A 22536-nucleotide genomic window follows, 5' to 3' on the forward strand; every position below is an offset into this window, starting at 1 on the left:
TTAAAAAATAATGGTTAGGAGAGATTAAATTATGAAAAATGAATTGTTGGAAGAATCCAATTACAAGCAGGAACTAAAAAGAAATCTAAAGTTGTTTAGTTCTTTTGCTGTAGCGTTTTCATTTATTTCTATTACAACGGGTATATTTGCAAATTATAAATTTGTTATTTCTACTGCCGGTCCGGCAGGCATATGGTCATGGATTGTGACTTTTATAGGACAATTGCTTGTAGCACTTGTTTTTGCTGAATTATCAGGTGTAATACCAGTTTCAGGATACTCATATCAATGGATTAAAAGATTATCTACAAAGACAATGGGATGGATAACAGGATGGATATGTATTTGTTTTTTGGTTTTAGTAGTTCCTGCAATTGATTCAGGTGTCGCACCAATATTTGCTTCACTAATTGGAATTGAGGGTACACCTGCACAAATATCCATGATAGTAATTGCCACCTTGATTATTCAGGCAGTTATAAATATAGCAGGAGTGAAACTTGCTTCTTTTATAAATAATGCCGCAGTATTTACAGAAAGTATTGGTATAATAGCCCTTACTGTTGTATTGCTTGTAATTTCTCTTAAAAATGGAAATAATTCATCTATCTTATTTAATACTGCAAATACTGGACAAGGAGTATCCTATGTAAAGCCGTTTATGATGAGCATGCTGATGGGTGCATTCACTCTGGTAGGGTTTGAATCTGCTGCAAATTTAAGTGAAGAGACTATTAATGCACACAAAACTGTTCCAAAGGCAGTTATAGGATCTGTATTTATAGCAGGAATATTTGGTACTGCATTTCTAATTGCCGTAACTTTTGCTATTAAAAACCTTCCAGCAACTATTGCATCAAATAGTCCACTGCCATATATTTTGCAGGCAAATCTGGGAACTATAGTAGGCAAAATATTCTTGATAATAGTTAGTATATCTATATTTGCATGTGGAACAGTTGCTATGACTTCTGGATCAAGGCTTGTATATGTTATGTCCAGGGATAATGCATTCTTTTTAAGCGGATTGTTTAAAAAAGTTTCACCTAAAACATCTTCGCCAATATATGCTACAGTTTTGATATTGATATTTGGCATAATAGCTACAGTATTTTCAAGCTCATTAACTACTTTAATAGGTGTTACTGCGATACTTCCAGCAATCATATATTTTATAACCATAGTATGCTATGGACTGACAAGAAAAAAAATAAAGATTAAAGAAGGGCATTTTAATCTTGGGAAAGCAGCAAAACCTGTATTTATTTTATCCATTATATGGTTGGTATTTGAGCTTGCAATACTTACTATTCCGAAAGATTTTCATAAGACAGCCCTTGTATCAATAGTCTTGATATTGATAGGATTTCTCCTCTATTTTACAATATTTAAAAGAAAAGTAGAAGGTTTAAATGTAGAGGAAGAAGCAGAAAATAGAAAAACCAGTTAAATTGATTTAAAACTATACAATAGTATTGTCAGACACCGGATATTGTCAACATCTGGTGTCTATTTGTTATGATTGATTTTTTAAGTTATAATTTAAGTAAACTTTGAATAAACAAATAATATGTTTACAGGAGGAAAATTAAATTTATGAAATATCCTATTGATATACATACACATACTATAGCAAGCGGACATGCTTATAATACATTATTTGAGAATGCAAAATATGCCAGTGAAAAGGGCCTTGAAATTCTAGGTACTACAGATCATGCTCCAAGCATGCCGGGAGCACCACATGAATGGTATTTTGGAAATCTTAAAGTTTTGCCAAAGGAGCTTTATGGTGTTACTATGCTTTATGGTTCAGAGGCAAATATTGTTGATTATGAAGGCAATATAGACCTTCCAACAGAAATACAGCAGAAGCTTGATGTAATGATAGCTAGTATACATGATCCGGTAATGAAACCAAATAATAACCCGGATTTAAATACAAGTGCTTTTTTAGGTGCAATGGATAATCCTTATGTGTCTATTATAGGTCACTGTGGCAATCCCAGTTTTCCAATTCATGAAGAAGAGGTAGTCAAGAAGGCAAAAGAAAAAAATGTACTTATTGAAATAAATAACAGTTCATTGGTGAGATCAAGAATTGGAAGTGAAAAAATTTGCACAAAGGTAGCTCTTTTATGTAAAAAATACAATGTAAAAATAATATTAAACAGTGATGCCCACTGTTGTTTTCATATAGGAAACTTTGATGCTGCGTTAAAAATGCTGAAAAGTATAGATATGCCTGAAGAACTGATTATAAATAGAAACAAGACAGAGTTTTTTAATTTTATAAAAAGTAGAAGTACTAGGTGATTATAATATGAATAAGACAATAGGATTGTTTGCACATGTGGATGCTGGTAAGACTACATTTGCAGAACAAATTCTATATAATACAAAGAGTATAAGAACTATAGGAAGAGTTGATCATAAGGATTCATTTTTGGATAGTAACAGCATAGAGAAGGAAAGAGGAATCACTGTATTTTCAGATCAGGCGGTTTTTCAATATAATTCTTCTACATATTATTTGATAGATACTCCTGGACATATGGATTTTTCTTCTGAAATGGAAAGGGCTATTGAAATACTGGACTATGCAATTTTGATAATAAGTGCAGCAGATGGGATTCAATCCCAGACAGAAATAGTATGGCAGTCGCTTAGAAGTCATAATATACCTACGTTCCTTTTTATAAATAAGATTGATAGAGAAGGTACTAACATTCAAACTGTAATTAAAGATATTAAATCAAATTTAACTAAAGATATGTGTTTTATATCCCAACCAATAAAAAGTAAAAAATTTGACAGAGAAGTTGCAGAATTTATTGCAGAAAGAAATGATACACTTGTTGAAAAATATATAGAGGAAGATTATGAAGATGATATTTGGTTTAGCTCATTTATGAAAATGATAGTAGATAATAAAGTATTTCCATGTATGAGTGGTTCAGCTCTCCAGAATATTGGAATAGACAGCTTTTTGGAAAATCTGGACCAGTTGACTTTTACTCGATATAATGACGAAGACAAACTTAGTGGATTTGTATATAAAATAAGACATGATGAACAGAGAAATAAATTGGCTTATATAAAAATTTTAAGTGGAACTTTAAAAATACGTGAAGAAATAGCACCAAGTACTGAAAAAATAAGTGAAATGAGAATATATAATGGTATGAAATTCAAAAATGTAGATAGAGCTGCAGCTGGGCAATTAATAGCGGTAAAAGGAATGCCATCTGCATATATAGGTTGTGGAATTGGAAACTTTAAGGGCAACATTAGATATAAAATGATACCAACATTAAGATCCAAAGTATTGTTTGATGAAAGCTTAAATAGCAGAGATGTTTTAAAATATTTCAATATTTTAAAAGAAGAGGATCCTTCACTAAAAGTTATATGGAATGAAAAACTACAGGAAATACAGATTACCATTATGGGCATTATTCAAATTCAGGTTTTAAAGGAATTTGTACATGAAAGATTCAATATTGATGTGGATTTTGGACCTTGCGAGATTTTATATAAGGAAACTATTATGTCAAGTAGTTATGGATGTGGCCATTTTGAGCCTTTAAGACACTATGCAGAAGTCTATCTTAAACTTGAACCAGGTCAAAGAAATGCTGGAATTACATTTAAAAGTCAATGTAATGTAGATACTCTTGGCATTAATTATCAAAAATTGATTCAAAAGCATATTTATGAAAGGTATCATCATGGTATATTGACAGGTTTACCTGTAACTGACTTGAATATAACATTAGTGGATGGAAGATCACATATAAAACATACATGTGGTGGAGACTTTAGAGAAGTTACTTTCAGAGCAATTAGACAGGGACTGGAAAATGCACAAAATATATTACTTGAACCATTTTACAGGTTTAATATAAAAGCTGATGTGGATTATATGGGTAGGATTTTATCAGATATACAGAGATTAAACGGTGTTTTTGAGACTCCTGAAATTTCTGACAATACAGTTAATGTAGAAGGCAGGGGACCTGTGGCTACATTAATGAATTATAGCTTGGAATTAACATCATTCACTAAAGGTAAGGGTAAAATCAGCATGGTCTTTGATGGATATGACATATGCCATAATGGAGAAGAAATTATTAAAAAAATAGGGTACAATAAAAATTCTGATATTGAGTATACGTCTTCTTCTGTATTCTGTTCAAAAGGTCAGCCATTTTTAGTAGAGGGAAAAGATGTTGAAAGATATATGCACTGTCTAAAATAAAAGTGGATTCAAAGGAATCCACTAAAATCCTCCGGCACCTCCACCACCGGCACTGCCACTGCTTGAACCTCCGTAATTACTGCTTGAACTGGCAGAACTACCCATACCAGAGTATCCCATCCCAAAACAACCATACATATAATTATTAAAGTGTTGATTTTTATTTAGATTTAAAGTGTTGAATAGTAGATAATAGTATATCCATCCCATATTTTGAGAGGTATCATTAAATGCATCCTTGAATTTTAGCATACATGATTTATTCATGTTAAGAGCTTCGGCATATGGAATATATTTTTCCAGGTAATCTGTATCGGCAGTATAAGTAAAGTCAGTAGCCTTTATATATTTTTTGAATTTTATCCATCTATTATATTGCAAAGTTCCATTAGGACTTTTTCTGAACCAATAATGTATTCCACAAATCAATATGAATATTGATAGGATTAGGCATAATATTCCCCAATAAGATGTAAAAACAAGAGCTATAATGGAAATAACTATAGTTGAAATAGAGATTGCAGTTAGCCACTTACCAATATGACTGGCTTTTTTATCATAATAATCTCTTGATTTAGTTTCTTCTTTTACAAGGTTTAACCATGTTTGAAATTTCATATTGAATTCTGAATCTTTGCTTGCTTCTTTTATGGATGATGTCCTTACATTATTTTTATCTTCAGATATATTAAATATCCAATTCATTAAATATATTTCATGTTTTAAAAGTTCTGAAGTTGCACTTTTAGATTTTTTTATGATGAAATCTACTTTATCAAGTTTGTTCTCCAGGTCTATCTTTTCAATATTTAAATAGCACTTTCTCCATAAATCAAGTATTGTGGCATATATAGTTCTTCCGTTTACAGTTCCGTTTACAAGATAAGCTGCTACTGCAGGGCTGCAATCTTCAGGAATATCATGAGGAGAATAAGTATCATATGAATCTGAATAACTATTTCTAAATTTAATCCATATTATAATAATTAATATAATGAGAGAAAAACAAATTAGTATACTTATAATATTTAATACTTTTTTTATAAGTTTGGCATGAATTATTTTAAGCTGTTGTTTCTCCCGGTATGCTGCCTCTTCATTTAAAATTTTGCTCAATCCATTTTCATTTTTTAGATTGGTAGATAGAGGAATGGATTCAACAGGAAAAAGTACCCGTGTTTCTACAAGTTCATTGGAATTCACATGTGGAAAAGTGTATTCAACACTTCCATTTTTGATAGAAACCGTACCATTTGAAATTCCATGATAATATGCTCTGATATTTTTAGTATCTGGAATTATAGCATTATCAATTCGTATTTTTAAATTGTCTATTTCTGTATCATTGTAATCTGACCAGTAGGTATAGAAGAATTCACCTATATCGTTATATTTTACTGCAACATTTTTCATGGTATAAGATATTTTAAAAGTCTTTTTTTCATTGTCAGAAGGACTATAAATTTTAATTCGATAAAGATCATTTTCCTGTTTGATTAACTCAAATACACCAGTATCTCCATCTTTAGCATTGTTTACTTTTTTAAATGGAATTTCCTGCCCATTTTTAGATATGAGTAATACATTTAAATTGTATAGACCATCGGTATTTTTAGTTGATATATCTCTATAGGCTCCGTTATATTTATCTTTAAAGTCATAAGTTATAAGTTCCTCCATATTAATAGAACCATCCTGGTCTATTTTAGTTTCTATATTTAGTTTTGATAGATCTACCCCATCTGAAGCTAAAGCTTTAATAGGAACAAGTGAAATTGTAAGTATTAGCATAAAAAAGCATATTAGAAATTTTTTCATCTAAGACCTCCTAATTAATGGCTTACACCACTTAAATTCAAACCTATTATTCCTGTAATAATTAGAATTATAGATATTATTTTAGTTATATTCATTGATTCTTTGAAAAACAGAACTCCCAGAATGGATATTACCGTAATTCCTACACCTGACCATATGGCATATGCAATACTCACATCTATTTTCTTAAGGGCCAGTGAAAATATACTAAAGCATAAAAAATATGCAATAAACATGCCTAAGGATGGAATTAATTTTGTCAATCCATTGGAAATTTTCATAAGTGATGTGCCTATTAATTCCAGTACGATTGCTAAAAATAAAAAAAGCCAGTACATTAGCTGTTCTCCTTTTGTGAACTTTATAGTTATAATATAACATATATAAAAAATAATATACAAGCTATTTATTATGAAACTATAAAGTCATTAAGGTATTATTAGTACCGGTAATCTAAGTTATCAAGGTGTATACAGCCAATTGTTGTGAATTACATAATTAAAATCTATTGGGGGTATAAACATTAATTAATTGACAGTGACTTTTAAATGCTATACCATGTACCTAAACTAAATTGTTGACCAGAAAGACTGGAGACAAATTTTTATACAGTGCATAGATGCTGTATATTAAATTTGTTGTCCAGTCTTTTTTAGTTGACCATAATTTAAGGAGGAAAACATGTCAAATAACAACATAAAAACTAAAAAAGTACTTCTATTGGGATTGGATGGAGCAGATGCACTTCAAGTAAAAAAATATGTGTCGGAAGGTAAGCTTCCAAATTTTAAAAAAGTAATATCACAGGGTGTTACAACAAAAGATTATTCTATGAGAAGTGTGCTGCCTGCAATTACACCTCCAAATTGGGCGTCTCTGGCCACTGGAGCATTTCCGAATACTCATGGTATAACTTGTTTTTGGAATCATACACTTGGTAACCCGTTGGATCAATTGGATTATGGTTTTGACTCGAGACTTCTAAAAGCAGAAACAATATGGGAGGCCTATGCTCGTTCAGGTAAAAAAAGCATACTATTTAATTACCCCACTGCATGGCCGCCAAAAACTGAAGATGATATATATGTAGATGGAACAAGTATATATACAAATTTAAGAGGATATATAGATTATGAAAAAGTATATAACTGCATTGAAGGCGATTTCCCTATAAAGGAAGTTCCACATATATTAGACAATACAGGAACTGATTGCAGGGTTGAAGGAGAAGTTAATTCAGTAAAAGCTGATATAAGTAAATCAGAATATGATGGATATGGATATACTGCACCTGATATTGTTACTTCTGAAGAAAATGGAGAATCTTCTTCTGATCTTCCAAATGCTGATCAGATAACTACTCCTATTAAATTTGCTTCTGACTGGAAAAATTCACCGGATGGTGCCAAGGAGGTGATACTTCCAGTAAACAGCGGTATGACTAGAAGGTATGGTCTTATAGTAGCAGAAGACGGAAAAAATTATAACAAGATAAAAATATATGCCAACAAGAAAGATGAAGAACCTATTGGAGAAGCAAAAGCAGGTGAATGGAGCAGCTGGATATATGACACTTATAGAATAGATGGTAAAAATACCAAAGTAGCTTATAAAATAAGAGTAATTGACATTAAAAGTGATGGAAGTAAATTGAAATTTTATTACTCATTTGTACTGGATTTAAATAAAGGGAAATATTTTTATCCGGATAAAATAGGAAAAGAGATATATGATAAAGTAGGACCAATGCTCCAACCTACCAATTATGACAGGTTAAATAAAACTGCTGATGAAATTATGCTTGAATCTATTACTGAAATGTATGATTGGCATGTAAAAGCTATTAACTATTTACTGGATAATAAGGAATGGGACCTCTTTTATATTCATATGCATGGAATAGACATGTATAATCATTTTTATCTTGACTATACATTTAAGGAAACTTCAGAAGAATATAAGAGATATCAGGATTTAATATATAAAATATATGAATTAAGCGATAAGTTTATAGGTGAAATGTTGAAAAGACTTGATGGGGAGACAACCATATTTATAGTTTCAGATCACGGTGGCGTAGGTAAGAATCCTAAAACAGAATTTCCTTTAATAGGAGATATGTGGGGAATAAATACAGGAATTATGGGACAACTTGGATATACTAAATTAAAAGAAGAAAATGGAAAATTGCAAATAGATTGGGAAAATACTACTGCAATTTCTCAAAGAGCTACCTTCATATATGTAAATTTAAAAGGAAGAGATCCCGAGGGAATTGTTGATCCTGAAGATTATGACAATTTGGTAGAAAAAATAATAGATGATTTATATAATTATAGAGATCCTAAGACTGGAAAAAGAGTAATAAGTTTTGCATTAAACAGGAAAGATATGGAGGTACTTGGTCTAGGTGGTGAAAATTCTGGAGATATATTTTATATACTAGAACCTGAATTTACAAGATGTCACGGAAATGGATTAAGCAACCATGAACTCTTAGGATATTCAATGAGAGCATTGTTTGCGGCAGTAGGAGCTGGAATAAAAAAGGGTCAAATTATTGATAGGACTGTTGAAGTGGTGGATATAGTTCCAACTATAAGTTATCTTGCAGGAGTTCCTGTTCCAAAAAATACTGAAGGTGGAGTAATATATCAGGCATTGGAGGAATAATTTATCCTATGAAAAATAATATTATTTTAAATATTGAAGAAAGAAATTTTGATAGACTTACATTTGATAATAAAATTCCTGTTTTGGTACTTTTTTATGCAAAAAGATGTGGAGTTTGTAAAATGCTCTATCCTATTTTAGAAGAAATAGCAGAGGACTATTTTAGAAAATTAAAAATTTATTCAGTTGATGTGGATAGGTATGAGACACTGGCACAAAGATTTAGATTAAAAGGCATACCTACAGTTCTAATGTTTAAAAATGGTGAGGTAGTAGAGAAAATTGTTGGATTTAATAGCAAGAAAAATTTAGATAACATAGTAAAATACCATTTAAGGAATGATTTTAATGTTTAAGGATATAGTAAAAAATAATTTTACCAGGCAAAAATATAGAATTGTTTCTGTAATATCAGTTATCGTAGTATTTCTAATATGGTATATAGGCAGCAAACTTAATTTGTTTAATCCTGTGTTTTTGCCATCACCAGGATCTGTTTGGTCTGCATTTATTCAAATCCTAAAAGAAGGATATAAAGGTCATTCTTTATATTTTCATATATTTGCAAGTATGAGAAGATTGTTTATAGCACTGTTTTTTGCTTTTATAACAGCAGTTCCTCTAGGAATTGCTGCTGGTAGTTCGAAACTATTAGAAGCTATATTGGACCCATTTATTGAATTTTACAGACCACTTCCACCACTTGCTTATTATACTCTTTTAGTATTGTGGTTTGGAATAACTGATGTTTCAAAAGTAATGCTGCTTTTTTTAAGTGCATTTGCTCCATTATTTATCAATACTGTATTTAGTGTAAAAAGGATACCACAAGATAGAATAAATGGCTGCAAATCTCTTGGAGCAGCTAAATTCAAATTATTTATTTATGTTATATTTCCATCTTGTCTTCCAGACATATTGACAGGACTGAGAACTGCTGTGGGAGTATCATATGCTACATTGGTAGCAGCTGAAATGGTAGCGGCAGTTTCAGGAATTGGGTGGATGGTACTTGATGCTAGCAAATTTTTAAGAAATGATGTAGTTTATATGGGAATTGTAATTATGGGCATAATTGCTATATTCATTGATGCTTGTATAAGACTATTGCTTAGAAAAACATCTCCATGGATTGAAAAAGAGGGGGAAAAATAATGAAAACAAAAAAATATTTTAAAAGTATATTGATACTATTTATTATAGGAATTTTAACTTTTGCAGTGGGATGCCAAAATGGAAGTAAATCAAGTTCTGGAACAACAAAAGACAAGCCTAAGGAGATACGAATTGGATATATGGCTTCTCCAAACGGAGAACTTCTTGCAAAAGCAAATGGATCTGTTGAAAAGAAATTTCCAGGTACAAAAGTATCGTGGATAAAATTTGATGCAGGTCGTGACATAATTACAGCTATGGCAAGTGGTTCTTTGGATTTGGCTACTATAGGAACACCACCTGCAGCATCTGGAATAGCAAATAATTTACCATATTACCTATATTATCTGGACGATATTATAGGTGATAGTGAAGCTCTTGTAGTCAAAAAGGATTCAGGAATAAATTCAATTGATGATATAAAGGGAAAGAAGATAGCTACTACTTTTAGTTCAACTTCTCATTTTAGTTTGATTAATGCCTTGAAATTAAATGGTATCAAGGAATCACAATTGACAATCCTTGACATGCAGATGCCCGATATAGTAGCCGCATGGCAGAGAGGAGATATTCAAGGAGGATATGTATGGGAAACTACCAAATCCAAACTCTTGGCTGATGGTGGAAAAGTTATTGTAAGTTCAGGAGATTTAGCTAAAAAAGGAGCTATTACAGGTGAACTTGGTATTGTTCGTAAAGATTTTGCAGATAAATATCCTGATACTATGAAACAATATATTTCTGTATTGAATGATTCTGTGCATGAATATAAACAGCAACCCGAAAAATCTGCTGCAGCCCTTTCAAAAGAACTGGGACTATCTGAGCAGGAGACACTTAAATCCATGAAAGAAATAATTGTTTTAGATGCCAAAGAACAAACTGATCCAAAGTATCTTGGCACATCAAGTAAACCAGGTGATTTTGGAAAATTATTAAAAAGTACAGGAGATTATCTTTTAACACAGAAATCTATAAAATCTTCACCGAAATTACAAGTGTATCAAAAAGCTATATTAAATAAATTATATGATAAATAAAGGGGGATATTCATGAGTTCTATAGAATTACTATCAGCATATACATCTTCTGAACTAGAAAGTAAGGATTCCAATATATCCCTTGAAAATATAAGCCTGGATTATAGTCAATCAGGTAAAAAGTTTCGTGCTCTTGAAAATATTAATCTTCAACTGTGTAGTGATGATTTTGTATGTGTACTTGGACCTTCAGGATGTGGAAAATCCTCACTCTTGAATATTATTGCAGGTTATCTGACACCATCAGAGGGTAATGTTTTTATAGAAGGCGATGCACATACAGGTCCAGATCCACAGGTAGGTGTGGTATTTCAACAACCCAACTTACTTCCATGGCTTAACATACAAAAAAATGTTGAATTTGGACTGAAAATGCAGGGAGCATCTAAAGCAAAAAGAGTAGAAATAGTCTCTCATTATCTAGAATTAGTTGGTTTAAGAGATTATGATAAATCATATCCACATCAGTTATCAGGAGGGATGAAACAAAGAGCTGCAATTGCAAGAACTCTGGCTGCAGATCCTAAAATAATACTTTTAGATGAACCTTTTAGTGCTCTTGATGCACTTACACGAGAAAAAATGCAGAAACATCTCTATTTTATATGGGAGAAAACCCGAAAATGTTTGTTTTTTATTACCCATGATGTAGATGAAGCACTTTTACTCGGCAATAGAATTATTATCATGCACTCAAATCCAGGAAGAATTATTAAAGAATATAAAAATCCTCTTATTAGATCTAAAGAACAAAATTTTAGAATGCTTAGATCACAGAAAGAATTTTTTGAAATGAGGGAGTATTTAATAGATCAGATACAGGAAGATGATGAAAAGAATCATGAATAGATTAACATTAAAAAAAATTGATGAAAAGGACTTTGATAAATTTACTTTTGAAAGCAGTATGGTGTCTCTAGTATTCTTTGGGGCTAGAAGATGTAAAGTTTGTAGAGAGCAAATTCCAATAGTAGAGAGTATAGCTTATAAATATAGGGAAAAAATTAAAGCTTATTGGGTAGATGTAGATAAACATGAAGATTTATTTTATAGATTTAGACTTCAGGGAATACCTAATATAGTTATATTCAATAATGGAGAAATTGTAGAAAAAATTCGTGGACTTAATTCAGAAAAAATTTTAATTAAGATAGTAGAGAGTATTTTGGATGAGGCTTGATAAAAGTATAAGTATTAAATTACAAGTTTGTAAACAAGCGTCACTGCATGATATAATTACCTAAAATGCAGGGGTATTTAAGGAGGAAAATTATGTTATGCGTCTAGATCAACTTTATCACATAGTAGAGGTTGCCCAGTCCAAATCTATTTCTCTGGCAGCTGAGAGAAGTTATATGTCACAACCTGCAATTAGTTCATCTATTTCAAAATTAGAACTTGAATTGGGTGTTGAACTTTTTAAAAGAACTAATAAGGGAATGGTACCAACGGAAATAGGAAAAGTCGTAATAGAAAAAGCATCCAGCATTATAGATCAGATAGAAGATATAAAAAATGTTACTAGAAGCAGTGCTGCAGAGCTTACAGGAGATATAAGCATTGCAGTTGAACCAAGTTTTTGCAATACAATAATGGTAAATATACTTACTACATTCAAGTATAAGCACCCCAAAGTCAATTTAATGGTAAAAATTGGTGAATCAAACGATGTGATACATGACGTATTATCAGGAAAGGCTAGTATAAGTATAAATTTAAAGACAGAACAATATATGAAATCAAGTGATATTATTGTTAAAAAGTTATTTAAAGATAATCTTATGGTAATTGCATCCAAAAATTCTCTGCTGGGAAATAAAAATGAAATTCCTATAAAGGAGGCACTAGAACACCCTGTGGCTCTCTATAATACTGGATATGAAACAAGTTGTGCAGTTTCGCAAATATTAAAAAAGTATGGTAATTTTGAAATTGCATATAGATTTGATAATTTAAATGTAATAGAAGAGGTTGTAGGAAGTGGTACATGTATATCCTTTGTACCTAAGATGATGTTTAATTATTATAAGGGTTCACACTCTATAACTACACTTCTCATAAATGATGTAAATTTGGAAATAGAAGTCATAATGGTAATCAATAAGAGGCATAGAATTTCAAATATTGAGAAGGAACTTATAAATACAATTAAATCAATGTGCCCTCGGTGTGAATTCAGTGATTGAATAAAGCCATGTAATTGTAATCAATTTTTTCAAGGGTTATGAAATTGTATTCAATATTCTGTTCAAAGTATTTATCATATTCTACAATATGATAATCACACCTATTGAATTTTGGAAAATAAGTATCTCCAGTTTCATCGGATATTACTTCAGTTAAATAAAGCTTGTTACAATAGGGAAGAAGCTGTTTGTAAATTTCACCACCGCCTATTACAAAGGCTTCTTTCTTACAATACATATATTTTAAAATGCTAGTAATATCATGTATAACAGTAACTTTTTTATCTGAAACTGCATAATTTTTATTTCTGGTTATAATTATGTTATCTCTGTCTGGAAGTATTCCAGGAAGAGATTCAAAAGTTTTTCTTCCCATTATTACAGTTTTATCGGATGTTAGGTACTTGAATCTTTTTAAATCCCTGGATATATGCCATATAAGTTTATTATCTCTACCTATTAAATTGTTCTGATTAAGTATTGCAATTATGCTTAACATTATATATTTACCTCCAATTTAGAATATATTATATCATAATTCAAATTGTGATATAATATATTTTTTATTGACAGTATTTAAATTATTATGTATTATTAATGCATAAATATAATAATCGTGTCTTAAGTCTTAAGATTTTAAAATGAATAGAGGACAGTTTGTGCTGGGACCACTTTTCGATATGGAAAGTTGGTTTCAGCTTTTTTATTGTAAAATATTGAAAATAAATCTGGAGGATATTATGATGACTTTTATATTAAATGGAAATAAAGTATCTGCGCCGGCAGAATTAAAATTGATTGATTATTTAAGAGATGAAGCAAGGTTGACTTCGGTAAAAAATGGATGTGCCAAAGGAACTTGTGGTGCATGTACCGTATTAATTGATGGCAAAAATGTACGTGCCTGTACGAAGGAAATTAAAGATCTAGAGAATAAAAATGTAATTACAGTAGAAGGATTAAATGAAACTGAGCAAAGGATATATTCAGAAGCTTTTGCAAAAGCAGGTGCAGTTCAGTGTGGATTTTGTATACCAGGCATGGTAATGAGTGCTAAAGCATTGATAGATCATAATCCAGAGCCAACTTCAGTAGATGTTAAGAAAGCTATAAAAAATAATTTATGTAGATGTACAGGATACGTTAAAATAGAAAAGGCAATACTTATGGCTGCTGAAGCTTTTAGAAAAGATGTTGATATTAAACTTAATGAAGAGGCTAAAGTTGGCAGTAGAATGTCTAGAATAGATGCTATAGATAAAACTTTAGGACAAGCTATGTATGCAGATGATTACTATATGGAAGGAATGTTGTATGGTAAAGCACTTAGATCTAAGTATCCAAGAGCCAAGGTGATTAGTATAAATACTAGTAAAGCTAAAAAATTAAAAGGAGTACATGCAGTACTTACTGCTGAAGATGTACCAGCTAACAATTATCAAGGATATATATTCAGAGACTGGCCGACAATGATTGCTCCAGGAGAAGAAACGAGATATGTGGGAGATGCTATTGCAATAGTGGCAGCTGAAACAAGGGAAATATTAAATAAAGCTTTAAGTTTAATTGAAGTTGAATATGAGGAGTTAAAACCTATAACAAATGTACATGATGCTTTAAAAGAAGATGCCTATAAAATTCATGAAAAGGGAAATGTTTTAAGCAATACCTATGTAAAAAGAGGAGATCCTGATAGTGCTATTGCAAATTCAAAATATGTAGTAACCAAGACATATAAGACAATGCCCATAGATCATGCTTTTATGGAACCAGAATCTGCAATTGCCTTTTATAAGAAAGATGTTTTAACGCTTTATGTGTCTTCACAGCACATTCATCATGATCATGATGAAATAAGTTATATACTTGGATTGCCCAGGGATAAAGTTCATGTTATTTCTGCCTATGTAGGTGGAGGATTTGGTGGAAAAGAGGATTTGACGGTTCAGCACCATGCAGCACTGTTGACTTACTATACTAAAAGACCTGTCAAAGTTACTTTTAGTAGAGAAGAAAGTCTTTTGGTCCATCCAAAACGTCATGCCATGGAAACTGAAATAACAACAGCATGTGATAAAGATGGAAAAATAACAGCTTTAAAAGCAAGAGTTTTAGCAGATACTGGTGCTTATGCATCTCTTGGTTCAGTTGTACTTGAAGGGCATGTACTCATTTATGCGGACCATATAGAATACCTAATATTGAACTTAATGGCTATGCAATTTATACTAATAATCCTCCAGCAGGAGCATTTAGAGGATTTGGTGTTCCTCAGACTACTTTTGGAAGTGAAACCAACATAAATATTCTGGCTGAGAAGATTGGATTGGACAAATGGGAGTTTAGATATAAGAATGCTGTAAAACCAGGAGATATATTGCCAACAGGTCAACTTTGTGATGAAACAACATCTGCTATTGAGGTACTTGAAGCTTCTAAGAATGAATATTACAAGTATTTAAACAGTAATAATTATCATATTGGTATTGGACTTGCAATGAAAAATACTGGATGTGGAGTTGGAACAATAGATACAGGACGATGTAATCTTGAAATTAAAGGTGGAAAAGTAATACTGGAAACTTCAGCTCAGTGTATAGGACAAGGACTTGGAACTGTTATGGTACAAATATGTGGAGAGACTACTGGAATACCACTTAAATTAATAGAAAGATGTGCACCGGATACAGATATTACCCCAGATTCAGGAGCTACTACAGCATCAAGACAAACATTAATTACGGGAGAAGCTACGAGAAGAGCTTCGCTTAAATTGAAGGAAGCATTAAAGTATAAAAGTTTAAATGAGCTTGAGGGTGAAATATTTAAAGGCGAATTTACAGCAGTGACAGATAAACTTACATCTAAAAAGGAACATCCAAAACAACATGAATCTTATGGATATGCTGTTCAACTGGTAGTTTTGGATAAGGAAGGCAGAGTATGCAAAGTATTTGTAGCCCAGGATGTTGGAACAGCAATAAATCCTACCAATATAGAAGGGCAAATAGAAGGAGGAGTAGTTATGGGACTGGGATTTGCACTTACAGAAAAGTTTGAAACAGAAAATGGATATGTAAAATCAAAATTTGGTACTATAGGACTCTGGAGATCTACTCAAATACCAGATATACAGTATAAACTTATAGAAAAGAAATTGGGTAAACTGGCTTATGGAGCAAAGGGTGTAGGAGAGATTGTACTTATTCCTACTATTTCTGCAGCAGCAGATGCCTATTATGAATTGGATGGAAAAAGAAGATTTAATCTACCATTACAAAATACTTTTTACAATAGAAAATAACACAACAATATTTCCCTGGTAATAACAAATATACTATTTTTAGTAATATGATAAAAGCATGGATATATATTTAATTTTGTATTCCATGCTTTTATTTTACTCTTTTTTAAATTTAAAATGTAAATAGGCCATACTTATTACAGTAAATGGTACTAAAAGCATAAGTCCGATTATTTATTATAAGTAAAAATATACATACTATAATTGTAATAAGTGTAGGATTATGACCTGGCTTAATATATGAAATTATTATTTTTATAATACTGAATATTACAATGAATAATGATATTAATGATGCAGTTCCCGTTGTCTTACCTAAGTCCATAACTTTGGCTTTTACAGTTATAGAATAGTAAGATGATTTTAAGTTAAATGTAACCAAAAGGTTAAACTCTAGAAATTATTCTATTTCAAACTGTTATAAATCATTTCCAAATTGGCTCTCATACTTTGAATATAGTTTTTATTATCCTGTTTACTTTCCAATGTATATATTTTTTCAACTTTGGCATCTACTTCTTTAGCCAGTGTATTAGATACTTTAGGACTTACCATATCTTCTACAAATATAGTTTTTATTTTATTTTGTTTACAGTAGTTTACTAATTGTTCAAGTCTTTTAGGAGATGGTTCTCCTTCAGCAAAAATGCCTTCCACACTATTTTGTTTTAAACCATAATCTCTGCAAAGATATGCAAAAGCAGCATGCCCAGTTACAAAATTTTTATTTTTAACAGAAGCAAATTTAGTAGTATATTCATTGTAAAGACTATTAAGCTGTTTTGAAAAGTCATTATAATTTTTCTCATAGTAAACCTTGTTGGAGGGGTCAGCTTTTATTAACGCATCTCTTATGTTCTTAGATTGAATTTCAGCTCCTTTTAGGCTTAGCCATATATGAGGATCATATTGACCATGTTCTTTTATTTCATCATTGTCAGTATTTTTAATTGGTGTAACTCCCTGCGAAGCATCTACTGCAATTAAATTTTTATTTCCTGCAGAATTTATAACTTTATCTTTCCATGACTCCATTCCAAGACCACTATATACAAATATATCTGAAGTGCCTAAAGTTTTAATATCTTTGGCAGTAGGCTCGAAATCATGTGGCTCGGTGCCATTAGGTATTATAGTTGTAATATCTATTTTATCCTTACCAATAGCTGATGCAAATTCTCTCATTGCATTGAAAGATACAACTACTTTTACCTTGGAGTCATTTTTACTACTTGAAGTTTTTTGATTTGTATTATTGCAACCAGAAAAAATAAATGTAATACAACTAAGTATCACAATTAATGCAATTATACTATTTTTTTTTGACATTTTATTACCCCCTAGAATAAGTAAATGCAATTAATTTGCATTTACATATATGATAGTTCAAGGGATAATTATTGTCAATGTATAGTAAGTAAAATATTTCATTGTTATATTTTTTAAATAATTGAATAGTATTTAATAAGCGTTAAAACAGGGAGTGATGAAAATGTCCAATAAGATACATAAAAAGATATATAAATGTCTTTTACTTTTTATAATTATAATAATTCCAATTGTTCTATTTAGTTCTTTAAAAGTAAAAGCAGATCAACCAGCGAATAATGAGGCTTCTGTTTCAGATAGTAATTCTGGGAAAATAGTCAAATCCAAAATAATTAAAATAGTTTCTAAAAATAAAGGCAACAACCTAAAACAACAAAATCTACGAGTAAAAATTATAGAAGGAAAGCACAATGGTGAGGAATTTGATATTGAGCATGATATGCAAACTTCAAAACCAGATAACATAGAATTTAAAACAGGCGATGAAGTTTTTTTGTCCATAGGTGAAGATAATAGTGGAAAAGTAAATACATTTAGTATATATCAAGTAGTGAGAGATAAACAATTAATTCATCTACTTATATTTTTTATAATTTCTATTGTTGTAATTGGTGGAATAAGAGGATTTAAATCATTGATAACTTTAGGAATAACATGTCTGGTAATTATAAAAGTATTTTTGCCATTAATTCTACAAGGACATAATCCTATTACGGTTTCTATAGTTATTTGTATATTTATAACTATATTAACTTTTGTTATAATTAGTGGCTTCAATAAAAAAACAGCAGCGGCAATTTTAGGAACAAGCAGTGGAGTAGTTATAGCAGGTGTAATAGCTTTTATGTCCATTAGATCTACTAGAGTTTCGGGAGTTGGTACTGAAGATGCCCAATTACTTATGGATGCTGTTTTAAAAAATCCATTGAATTTCAAGGCAATTTTATTTGGATGTATACTTATAGGAGCTTTAGGTGCAATAATGGATGTAAGTATGTCTATAGCTTCAACTATGAAAGAATTAAGGGACAACAATCCAAGAATTTCAAGAGGAAGTATTGTAAGAGCTGGTATGAGTGTAGGCAGGGATACCATAGGAACTATGACTACTACATTGGTATTGGCGTATATTAGTGGAACTGTATTTTTGATACTGGGATATATGTCAAATAACAGTAGATTTATAGATATAATAAATCAAGATATGATTGCTTCGGATATAATAAAAACTTTTGCAAGTAGTATAGGTTTGATATTTACAATTCCTATTACTGTATTTGTTTACTGGATTTTAGATGATAAATAAAAATAAATACCAATTAGTGTATATGAGAGGGGGAAACTGCTTTATAATTTAAAGCAGTGAATATATTGAAGTATAAAAAATTCAGCAGAAATGACAATCCTAAATTTGAAATATGCACTTTGATTATAAGTCTTATATTTGTAATAATTCTTCCATATTTGGTGGAGGCAGGTAATAACAATAATAAAGTTAGAGGAAATATGTTTTATGTTCAGGTATTGAATTATGCTATGCCTGCAGTTAAAGCAACATCATTCAACGAAGATGATATGGCGGAAAGCAGTTTTTTATCAAATAGTTTTCCATTAAATATTTTTAATATAAATACACGAAATCCTCTATCTATATTGGGAAAAGAAGCAGCATTTTTAGGTATAAATACTTCGAGTGAAATCAATAATTCAAATATGGATGAGTTTAAACTTGACAACAAGCAGATTGCAAAAAATGGTGACAACTCAAATTTAAGTAGGGGCAATAATTCAAATTCACCAGCTGACAAGGTAAGCGTATTTGATCCAAGTTTAAAAAGAACAATGAACAAAGAAAAACCAGATGTATTAATATATCATACACATACTACGGAAAGTTATAAACCTGGAGATCCAAATAGTTTTGATGATACTCAAAATGTTGTATCTGTAGGAGATAAGTTGATTTCTGAATTAAATAAATATGGTATATCTGGAATAAATGATAGAACTGTACATGACGCAGAGGCATATAATAGGAGTTATGACAGATCAGCCGTTACTTTAGGTAAATATTTAAAAAAATATGGAGATTTCAAGTTGATAATAGATATTCACAGAGATTCCATAGAAGACAAAAATGCTGTTACAATGAATATAAATGGAGAGAGTATAGCAAATTATATGATGGTTATGTCTAGAAACAACCCTCATTTTAGTAAAAATATGACATTGGCTAATCAGATACTTCAGGTATCCAATCAGCTGTATCCTGGTTTTGCAAAAGGGGTATTGTACTATAATCACGGCATAAGAAATTTTAATCAGGGTATGAGTAATAATGCAATATTGATAGAAGTTGGCTCAGATATAAATACTACAACTGAAGCCCAGGCTTCTATGAAATATTTAGCAAGAATAATTGCACAGGTTATAAAGTAAATTGATAATAGAAATCAGAAAAATTTTTTATGACTTTCTGATTTCTATTTGTTGTTTACATGAAATTTTCATACTATTTATCAATTCGCAAGGGTTATCTGAAATCAATAATAGTTTCATACTTGCTTTACTTATAAACCCTTCCTTATATGAATTTTCAAGCATATATATTAGTGAATCAAAATAATTTGATATATTTAATAAACCGATAGGTTTATGATGAATTCCAATTCTAGCCCAACTTAAAGTATCAAATAATTCTTCATATGTACCAAGCCCTCCTGGAAGAGCTATAAATCCATCAGAAAGATCAGCCATCTTTTCTTTACGTTCACTCATATTTTTTACTTTAATAAGTTTAGTAAGAGTTTTGCTTGTCTTTTCTTCTAAGAGGGGTATTTGTGGAATTATACCTATTACGTTACCGTTGTTTTTAAACACTTCATCTGATATTTCCCCCATAAGACCTGTTTTGGAACCTCCGTAAACCAAATCAATATTATTCTTGACTAATTCTTTGCCAAGCAATCTGGCAAATTTACTATATTTTTTGTTGATTCCAAAACTTGACCCCGAATATACACAAATTCTTCTCATAATAGATCCTCCTGTCATAGATATATATTAATTATAATTAATGTGCTCGTATAAGTAAATTAATTATACGTAAACAATATTTACAACATAACAATGTTATGTTACACTATATTCGAGGAGTGAAATTTATGGAAGAAAATTTGATTTCTAAAAAAGAACTTTTGAAATTAACTGACATATCCTATGGCCAGCTCTATAGATGGAAGAGAAAAAAAATAATTCCTGAGGAATGGTTTATAAAAAAAGCTTCCTTTACAGGTCAGGAAACCTTTTTTCCGAGAGAAAAAATATTCGATAGAATACAAAAAATAAAAAATTTAAAAGATGATACGTCTTTAGATGATTTGGCCCGAATTTTTTCTAATGAAGTCTCAAGCATTAAAATTTCCTATGATGATATTATTGAAAATGGCATTATTATGGAAGATGTAATAAAAATATATGACGATTTTAATCCTAAAGTTTCTATTTATTCATTCAATGAAATACTATACATGAGTATATTACAGGAATTTCTATCAGTAGGAAACATTACTATCGAAGAGAGTAAAAGTGTACTTCAGATTCTTCATGATAATTACAATAGCTACTGTGGTAAAAACTGTGAAATAATCTTTGTCAGGAAAATGGGAGTTGGAATATGTTTTCTCTCATTACTACCAGATAAAATTCATTTTGATAATTTATCTAAAGTAGTAATGAAATTGGATATTAGTAAATCTATACAAAAATTAAAATTAAAAATCAAGGAGTTGTTTTGAATTGGAAGAAAGAAAAAATCTTAAGATTTCAGGTTCAGGAAGTGTAGGAGGAGGAATATATGATGAAGTCAAGATAAGTGGTTCAGGAAAAGTTAATGGTAATATAGAATGTAATTCTTTAAAAGTAAGTGGAACTGGAAGAATACAGGGAAATGTAACGACGAAGGATATTATCAAGTTTAGTGGATCAGGTGAAATAAATGGAAATGTCAAATCAAAGAGAATAGATGTAAGTGGCTCTATGAATATAGAGGGAAATATAGAGGAAGCTGACGAGATTAAAATAAGCGGATCATGTAGAATTTCGGAAAATATAAGAGTCAAAAAAATAAAGATATCTGGAAATGGTAATATAGATGGAAATTTATATGCGCAGGAAGTTGATATATCAGGAGGATTGAATGTAAAAGGTGATTGTGAAAGTGAAATTTTCAAGGCATATGGATTTGCACGGATAGGTGGACTTTTAAATGCTGGCGAAATAGACATAGTTTTACACGGAAAATCTACCGCAAGAGAAATAGGAGGGGAAAATATAAATATCAGAATATCTGCATTTGATGAATCAATAGTAGGCAAGCTTTTGAAATCTGTATTTACTTATAGAAGGGAACTTGTTACTGAATCTATGGAGGGAGACAATGTCTATCTTGAAGGAACTACTGCCAATATAGTAAGAGGAAACAATGTTACTATAGGAAAAGGATGTAATATAAATAGAGTTGAGTATAGTGGGGAAATAAAGATTATAAATGGAGGAAAAGTTGGAAAACAGGTTAGAATTTAATCTGGAATAAAATTGAAAGTTAAATAAATATGTGATAAAATTAACATGGGTAGTATCATTTTTGAACTGCACCGTAAGTGTTATTAAATATCATAAGATTATTATTTTAGATATATTTAATTTCTATTGTTGTTTAATTTAAAAATATAATCTAAAAAATAAGACCATTTAAAAATTAAATGGCTT

General features: G+C 30.7%; 19 protein-coding genes and 1 pseudogene. 15 read left to right on the forward strand and 5 right to left on the reverse strand.

From position 1 onward, the window contains the following. Positions 1–31 precede the first annotated feature (31 nt). The 3 genes from KM800_RS02285 (at position 32) to KM800_RS02295 (ending at position 4261) form a co-directional block, all read left to right on the forward strand. Positions 32–1450: an APC family permease gene (locus tag KM800_RS02285; protein WP_217811622.1), complete on the forward strand. Its 1419-nt coding sequence runs from the start codon at positions 32–34 to the stop codon at positions 1448–1450. A gap of 146 nt (positions 1451–1596) precedes the next feature. Beyond that, complete coding sequence (locus tag KM800_RS02290; protein ID WP_017751847.1) at positions 1597–2316, forward strand: phosphatase; 720 nt, start codon at positions 1597–1599, stop codon at positions 2314–2316. 7 nt (positions 2317–2323) lie between these two features. Beyond that, a complete protein-coding gene (locus KM800_RS02295) occupies positions 2324–4261 on the forward strand; it encodes a GTP-binding protein (RefSeq protein WP_217811623.1) in 1938 nt (645 codons plus the stop codon). A 21-nt stretch (positions 4262–4282) separates the two neighbouring features. Here the strand turns inward: KM800_RS02295 and KM800_RS02300 are convergent, their stop codons facing one another. Then, entirely contained in the window at positions 4283–6079 is a 1797-nt protein-coding gene (locus KM800_RS02300) for a DUF2207 domain-containing protein (protein WP_217811624.1), read from the reverse strand. A gap of 14 nt (positions 6080–6093) precedes the next feature. Continuing rightward, the gene (locus tag KM800_RS02305; protein WP_017751844.1) at positions 6094–6417 is read right to left on the reverse strand and encodes a DMT family transporter; all 324 of its coding nucleotides are present in this window, start codon (positions 6415–6417) and stop codon (positions 6094–6096) included. Between the two features lie 343 nt (positions 6418–6760). Here KM800_RS02305 and KM800_RS02310 point away from each other — a divergent pair, with 343 nt between their 5' ends. The 7 genes from KM800_RS02310 to KM800_RS02340 all read left to right on the forward strand — a co-directional run bounded on the left by KM800_RS02310 (position 6761) and on the right by KM800_RS02340 (position 13133). After that, complete coding sequence (locus tag KM800_RS02310; RefSeq protein ID WP_217811625.1) at positions 6761–8752, forward strand: alkaline phosphatase family protein; 1992 nt, start codon at positions 6761–6763, stop codon at positions 8750–8752. An 8-nt stretch (positions 8753–8760) separates the two neighbouring features. Continuing rightward, positions 8761–9108, forward strand: a complete 348-nt coding sequence (gene trxA, locus KM800_RS02315; protein ID WP_217811626.1) for a thioredoxin — start codon at positions 8761–8763, stop codon at positions 9106–9108. Further along, positions 9101–9907, forward strand: a complete 807-nt coding sequence (locus tag KM800_RS02320) for an ABC transporter permease subunit (protein ID WP_217811627.1) — start codon at positions 9101–9103, stop codon at positions 9905–9907. Before trxA ends, KM800_RS02320 begins: the two co-directional genes overlap by 8 nt. Then, on the forward strand, positions 9907–10947 hold the full coding sequence (locus tag KM800_RS02325) for a glycine betaine ABC transporter substrate-binding protein (protein ID WP_217811628.1): 1041 nt from the start codon (positions 9907–9909) through the stop codon (positions 10945–10947). The genes KM800_RS02320 and KM800_RS02325 overlap by 1 nt, the downstream gene beginning before the upstream one ends. Positions 10948–10959: 12 nt before the next feature. Continuing rightward, on the forward strand, positions 10960–11796 hold the full coding sequence (locus KM800_RS02330) for an ABC transporter ATP-binding protein (RefSeq protein ID WP_217811629.1): 837 nt from the start codon (positions 10960–10962) through the stop codon (positions 11794–11796). Continuing rightward, positions 11789–12127 carry a thioredoxin family protein gene (locus tag KM800_RS02335; RefSeq protein ID WP_254906438.1) on the forward strand — a complete coding sequence of 113 codons (339 nt, stop codon included), beginning with the start codon at positions 11789–11791 and terminating at the stop codon, positions 12125–12127. Before KM800_RS02330 ends, KM800_RS02335 begins: the two co-directional genes overlap by 8 nt. A 97-nt stretch (positions 12128–12224) precedes the next feature. Continuing rightward, entirely contained in the window at positions 12225–13133 is a 909-nt protein-coding gene (locus KM800_RS02340; RefSeq protein ID WP_136711090.1) for a LysR family transcriptional regulator, read from the forward strand. On the opposite strand, the gene KM800_RS02345 is transcribed toward KM800_RS02340, so the two are convergent. Continuing rightward, positions 13123–13632, reverse strand: a complete 510-nt coding sequence (locus tag KM800_RS02345) for a dihydrofolate reductase (protein ID WP_217811631.1) — start codon at positions 13630–13632, stop codon at positions 13123–13125. The genes KM800_RS02340 and KM800_RS02345 overlap by 11 nt on opposite strands. Positions 13633–13873: 241 nt before the next feature. Here KM800_RS02345 and xdh point away from each other — a divergent pair. Next, positions 13874–16437: pseudogene (gene xdh / locus KM800_RS02350) on the forward strand (selenium-dependent xanthine dehydrogenase). A 405-nt stretch (positions 16438–16842) separates the two neighbouring features. Here xdh and KM800_RS02355 read toward each other — a convergent pair. Further along, entirely contained in the window at positions 16843–17766 is a 924-nt protein-coding gene (locus tag KM800_RS02355) for a metal ABC transporter substrate-binding protein (RefSeq protein ID WP_217811632.1), read from the reverse strand. 163 nt (positions 17767–17929) lie between these two features. Between KM800_RS02355 and KM800_RS02360 the strand changes: the two genes are divergently transcribed. Together KM800_RS02360 and KM800_RS02365 are read left to right on the forward strand one after the other, a co-directional pair. Next, positions 17930–19072 (forward strand): YibE/F family protein, encoded by a 1143-nt coding sequence (locus tag KM800_RS02360; protein WP_217811633.1) that lies wholly within the window; start codon positions 17930–17932, stop codon positions 19070–19072. A gap of 56 nt (positions 19073–19128) precedes the next feature. Beyond that, on the forward strand, positions 19129–20205 hold the full coding sequence (locus KM800_RS02365) for a stage II sporulation protein P (RefSeq protein WP_217811634.1): 1077 nt from the start codon (positions 19129–19131) through the stop codon (positions 20203–20205). 27 nt (positions 20206–20232) lie between these two features. Here the strand turns inward: KM800_RS02365 and KM800_RS02370 are convergent, their stop codons facing one another. Then, on the reverse strand, positions 20233–20802 hold the full coding sequence (locus KM800_RS02370) for a TIGR00730 family Rossman fold protein (protein WP_217811635.1): 570 nt from the start codon (positions 20800–20802) through the stop codon (positions 20233–20235). A gap of 128 nt (positions 20803–20930) precedes the next feature. On the opposite strand from KM800_RS02370, the gene KM800_RS02375 reads away from it, so the two are divergent. After that, positions 20931–21563 carry a YhbD family protein gene (locus tag KM800_RS02375; RefSeq protein WP_217811636.1) on the forward strand — a complete coding sequence of 211 codons (633 nt, stop codon included), beginning with the start codon at positions 20931–20933 and terminating at the stop codon, positions 21561–21563. A 1-nt stretch (position 21564) separates the two neighbouring features. Then, the gene (locus tag KM800_RS02380) at positions 21565–22350 is read left to right on the forward strand and encodes a polymer-forming cytoskeletal protein (RefSeq protein ID WP_217811637.1); all 786 of its coding nucleotides are present in this window, start codon (positions 21565–21567) and stop codon (positions 22348–22350) included. The last annotated feature ends 186 nt before the right edge of the window (positions 22351–22536 follow it).

Origin of the sequence: Clostridium tyrobutyricum (assembly GCF_019144085.1) — a bacterium.
GTDB lineage: Bacteria > Bacillota > Clostridia > Clostridiales > Clostridiaceae > Clostridium_B > Clostridium_B tyrobutyricum_A.

What these genes read in the sequence shown, in the direction of transcription:
- KM800_RS02305 (WP_017751844.1), bottom strand. Translation starts at nt 6,417, where the DNA reads ATGTACTGGCTTTTTTTATTTTTAGCAATCGTACTGGAATTAATAGGC.
- KM800_RS02330 (WP_217811629.1), top strand. Translation starts at nt 10,960, where the DNA reads ATGAGTTCTATAGAATTACTATCAGCATATACATCTTCTGAACTAGAA.
- KM800_RS02345 (WP_217811631.1), bottom strand. Translation starts at nt 13,632, where the DNA reads ATGTTAAGCATAATTGCAATACTTAATCAGAACAATTTAATAGGTAGA.
- KM800_RS02325 (WP_217811628.1), top strand. Translation starts at nt 9,907, where the DNA reads ATGAAAACAAAAAAATATTTTAAAAGTATATTGATACTATTTATTATA.
- KM800_RS02320 (WP_217811627.1), top strand. Translation starts at nt 9,101, where the DNA reads ATGTTTAAGGATATAGTAAAAAATAATTTTACCAGGCAAAAATATAGA.
- KM800_RS02355 (WP_217811632.1), bottom strand. Translation starts at nt 17,766, where the DNA reads ATGTCAAAAAAAAATAGTATAATTGCATTAATTGTGATACTTAGTTGT.
- KM800_RS02340 (WP_136711090.1), top strand. Translation starts at nt 12,225, where the DNA reads ATGCGTCTAGATCAACTTTATCACATAGTAGAGGTTGCCCAGTCCAAA.
- KM800_RS02335 (WP_254906438.1), top strand. Translation starts at nt 11,789, where the DNA reads ATGAATAGATTAACATTAAAAAAAATTGATGAAAAGGACTTTGATAAA.
- KM800_RS02310 (WP_217811625.1), top strand. Translation starts at nt 6,761, where the DNA reads ATGTCAAATAACAACATAAAAACTAAAAAAGTACTTCTATTGGGATTG.
- KM800_RS02375 (WP_217811636.1), top strand. Translation starts at nt 20,931, where the DNA reads ATGGAAGAAAATTTGATTTCTAAAAAAGAACTTTTGAAATTAACTGAC.
- KM800_RS02295 (WP_217811623.1), top strand. Translation starts at nt 2,324, where the DNA reads ATGAATAAGACAATAGGATTGTTTGCACATGTGGATGCTGGTAAGACT.
- KM800_RS02290 (WP_017751847.1), top strand. Translation starts at nt 1,597, where the DNA reads ATGAAATATCCTATTGATATACATACACATACTATAGCAAGCGGACAT.
- KM800_RS02285 (WP_217811622.1), top strand. Translation starts at nt 32, where the DNA reads ATGAAAAATGAATTGTTGGAAGAATCCAATTACAAGCAGGAACTAAAA.
- trxA (WP_217811626.1), top strand. Translation starts at nt 8,761, where the DNA reads ATGAAAAATAATATTATTTTAAATATTGAAGAAAGAAATTTTGATAGA.
- KM800_RS02360 (WP_217811633.1), top strand. Translation starts at nt 17,930, where the DNA reads ATGTCCAATAAGATACATAAAAAGATATATAAATGTCTTTTACTTTTT.
- KM800_RS02370 (WP_217811635.1), bottom strand. Translation starts at nt 20,802, where the DNA reads ATGAGAAGAATTTGTGTATATTCGGGGTCAAGTTTTGGAATCAACAAA.
- KM800_RS02300 (WP_217811624.1), bottom strand. Translation starts at nt 6,079, where the DNA reads ATGAAAAAATTTCTAATATGCTTTTTTATGCTAATACTTACAATTTCA.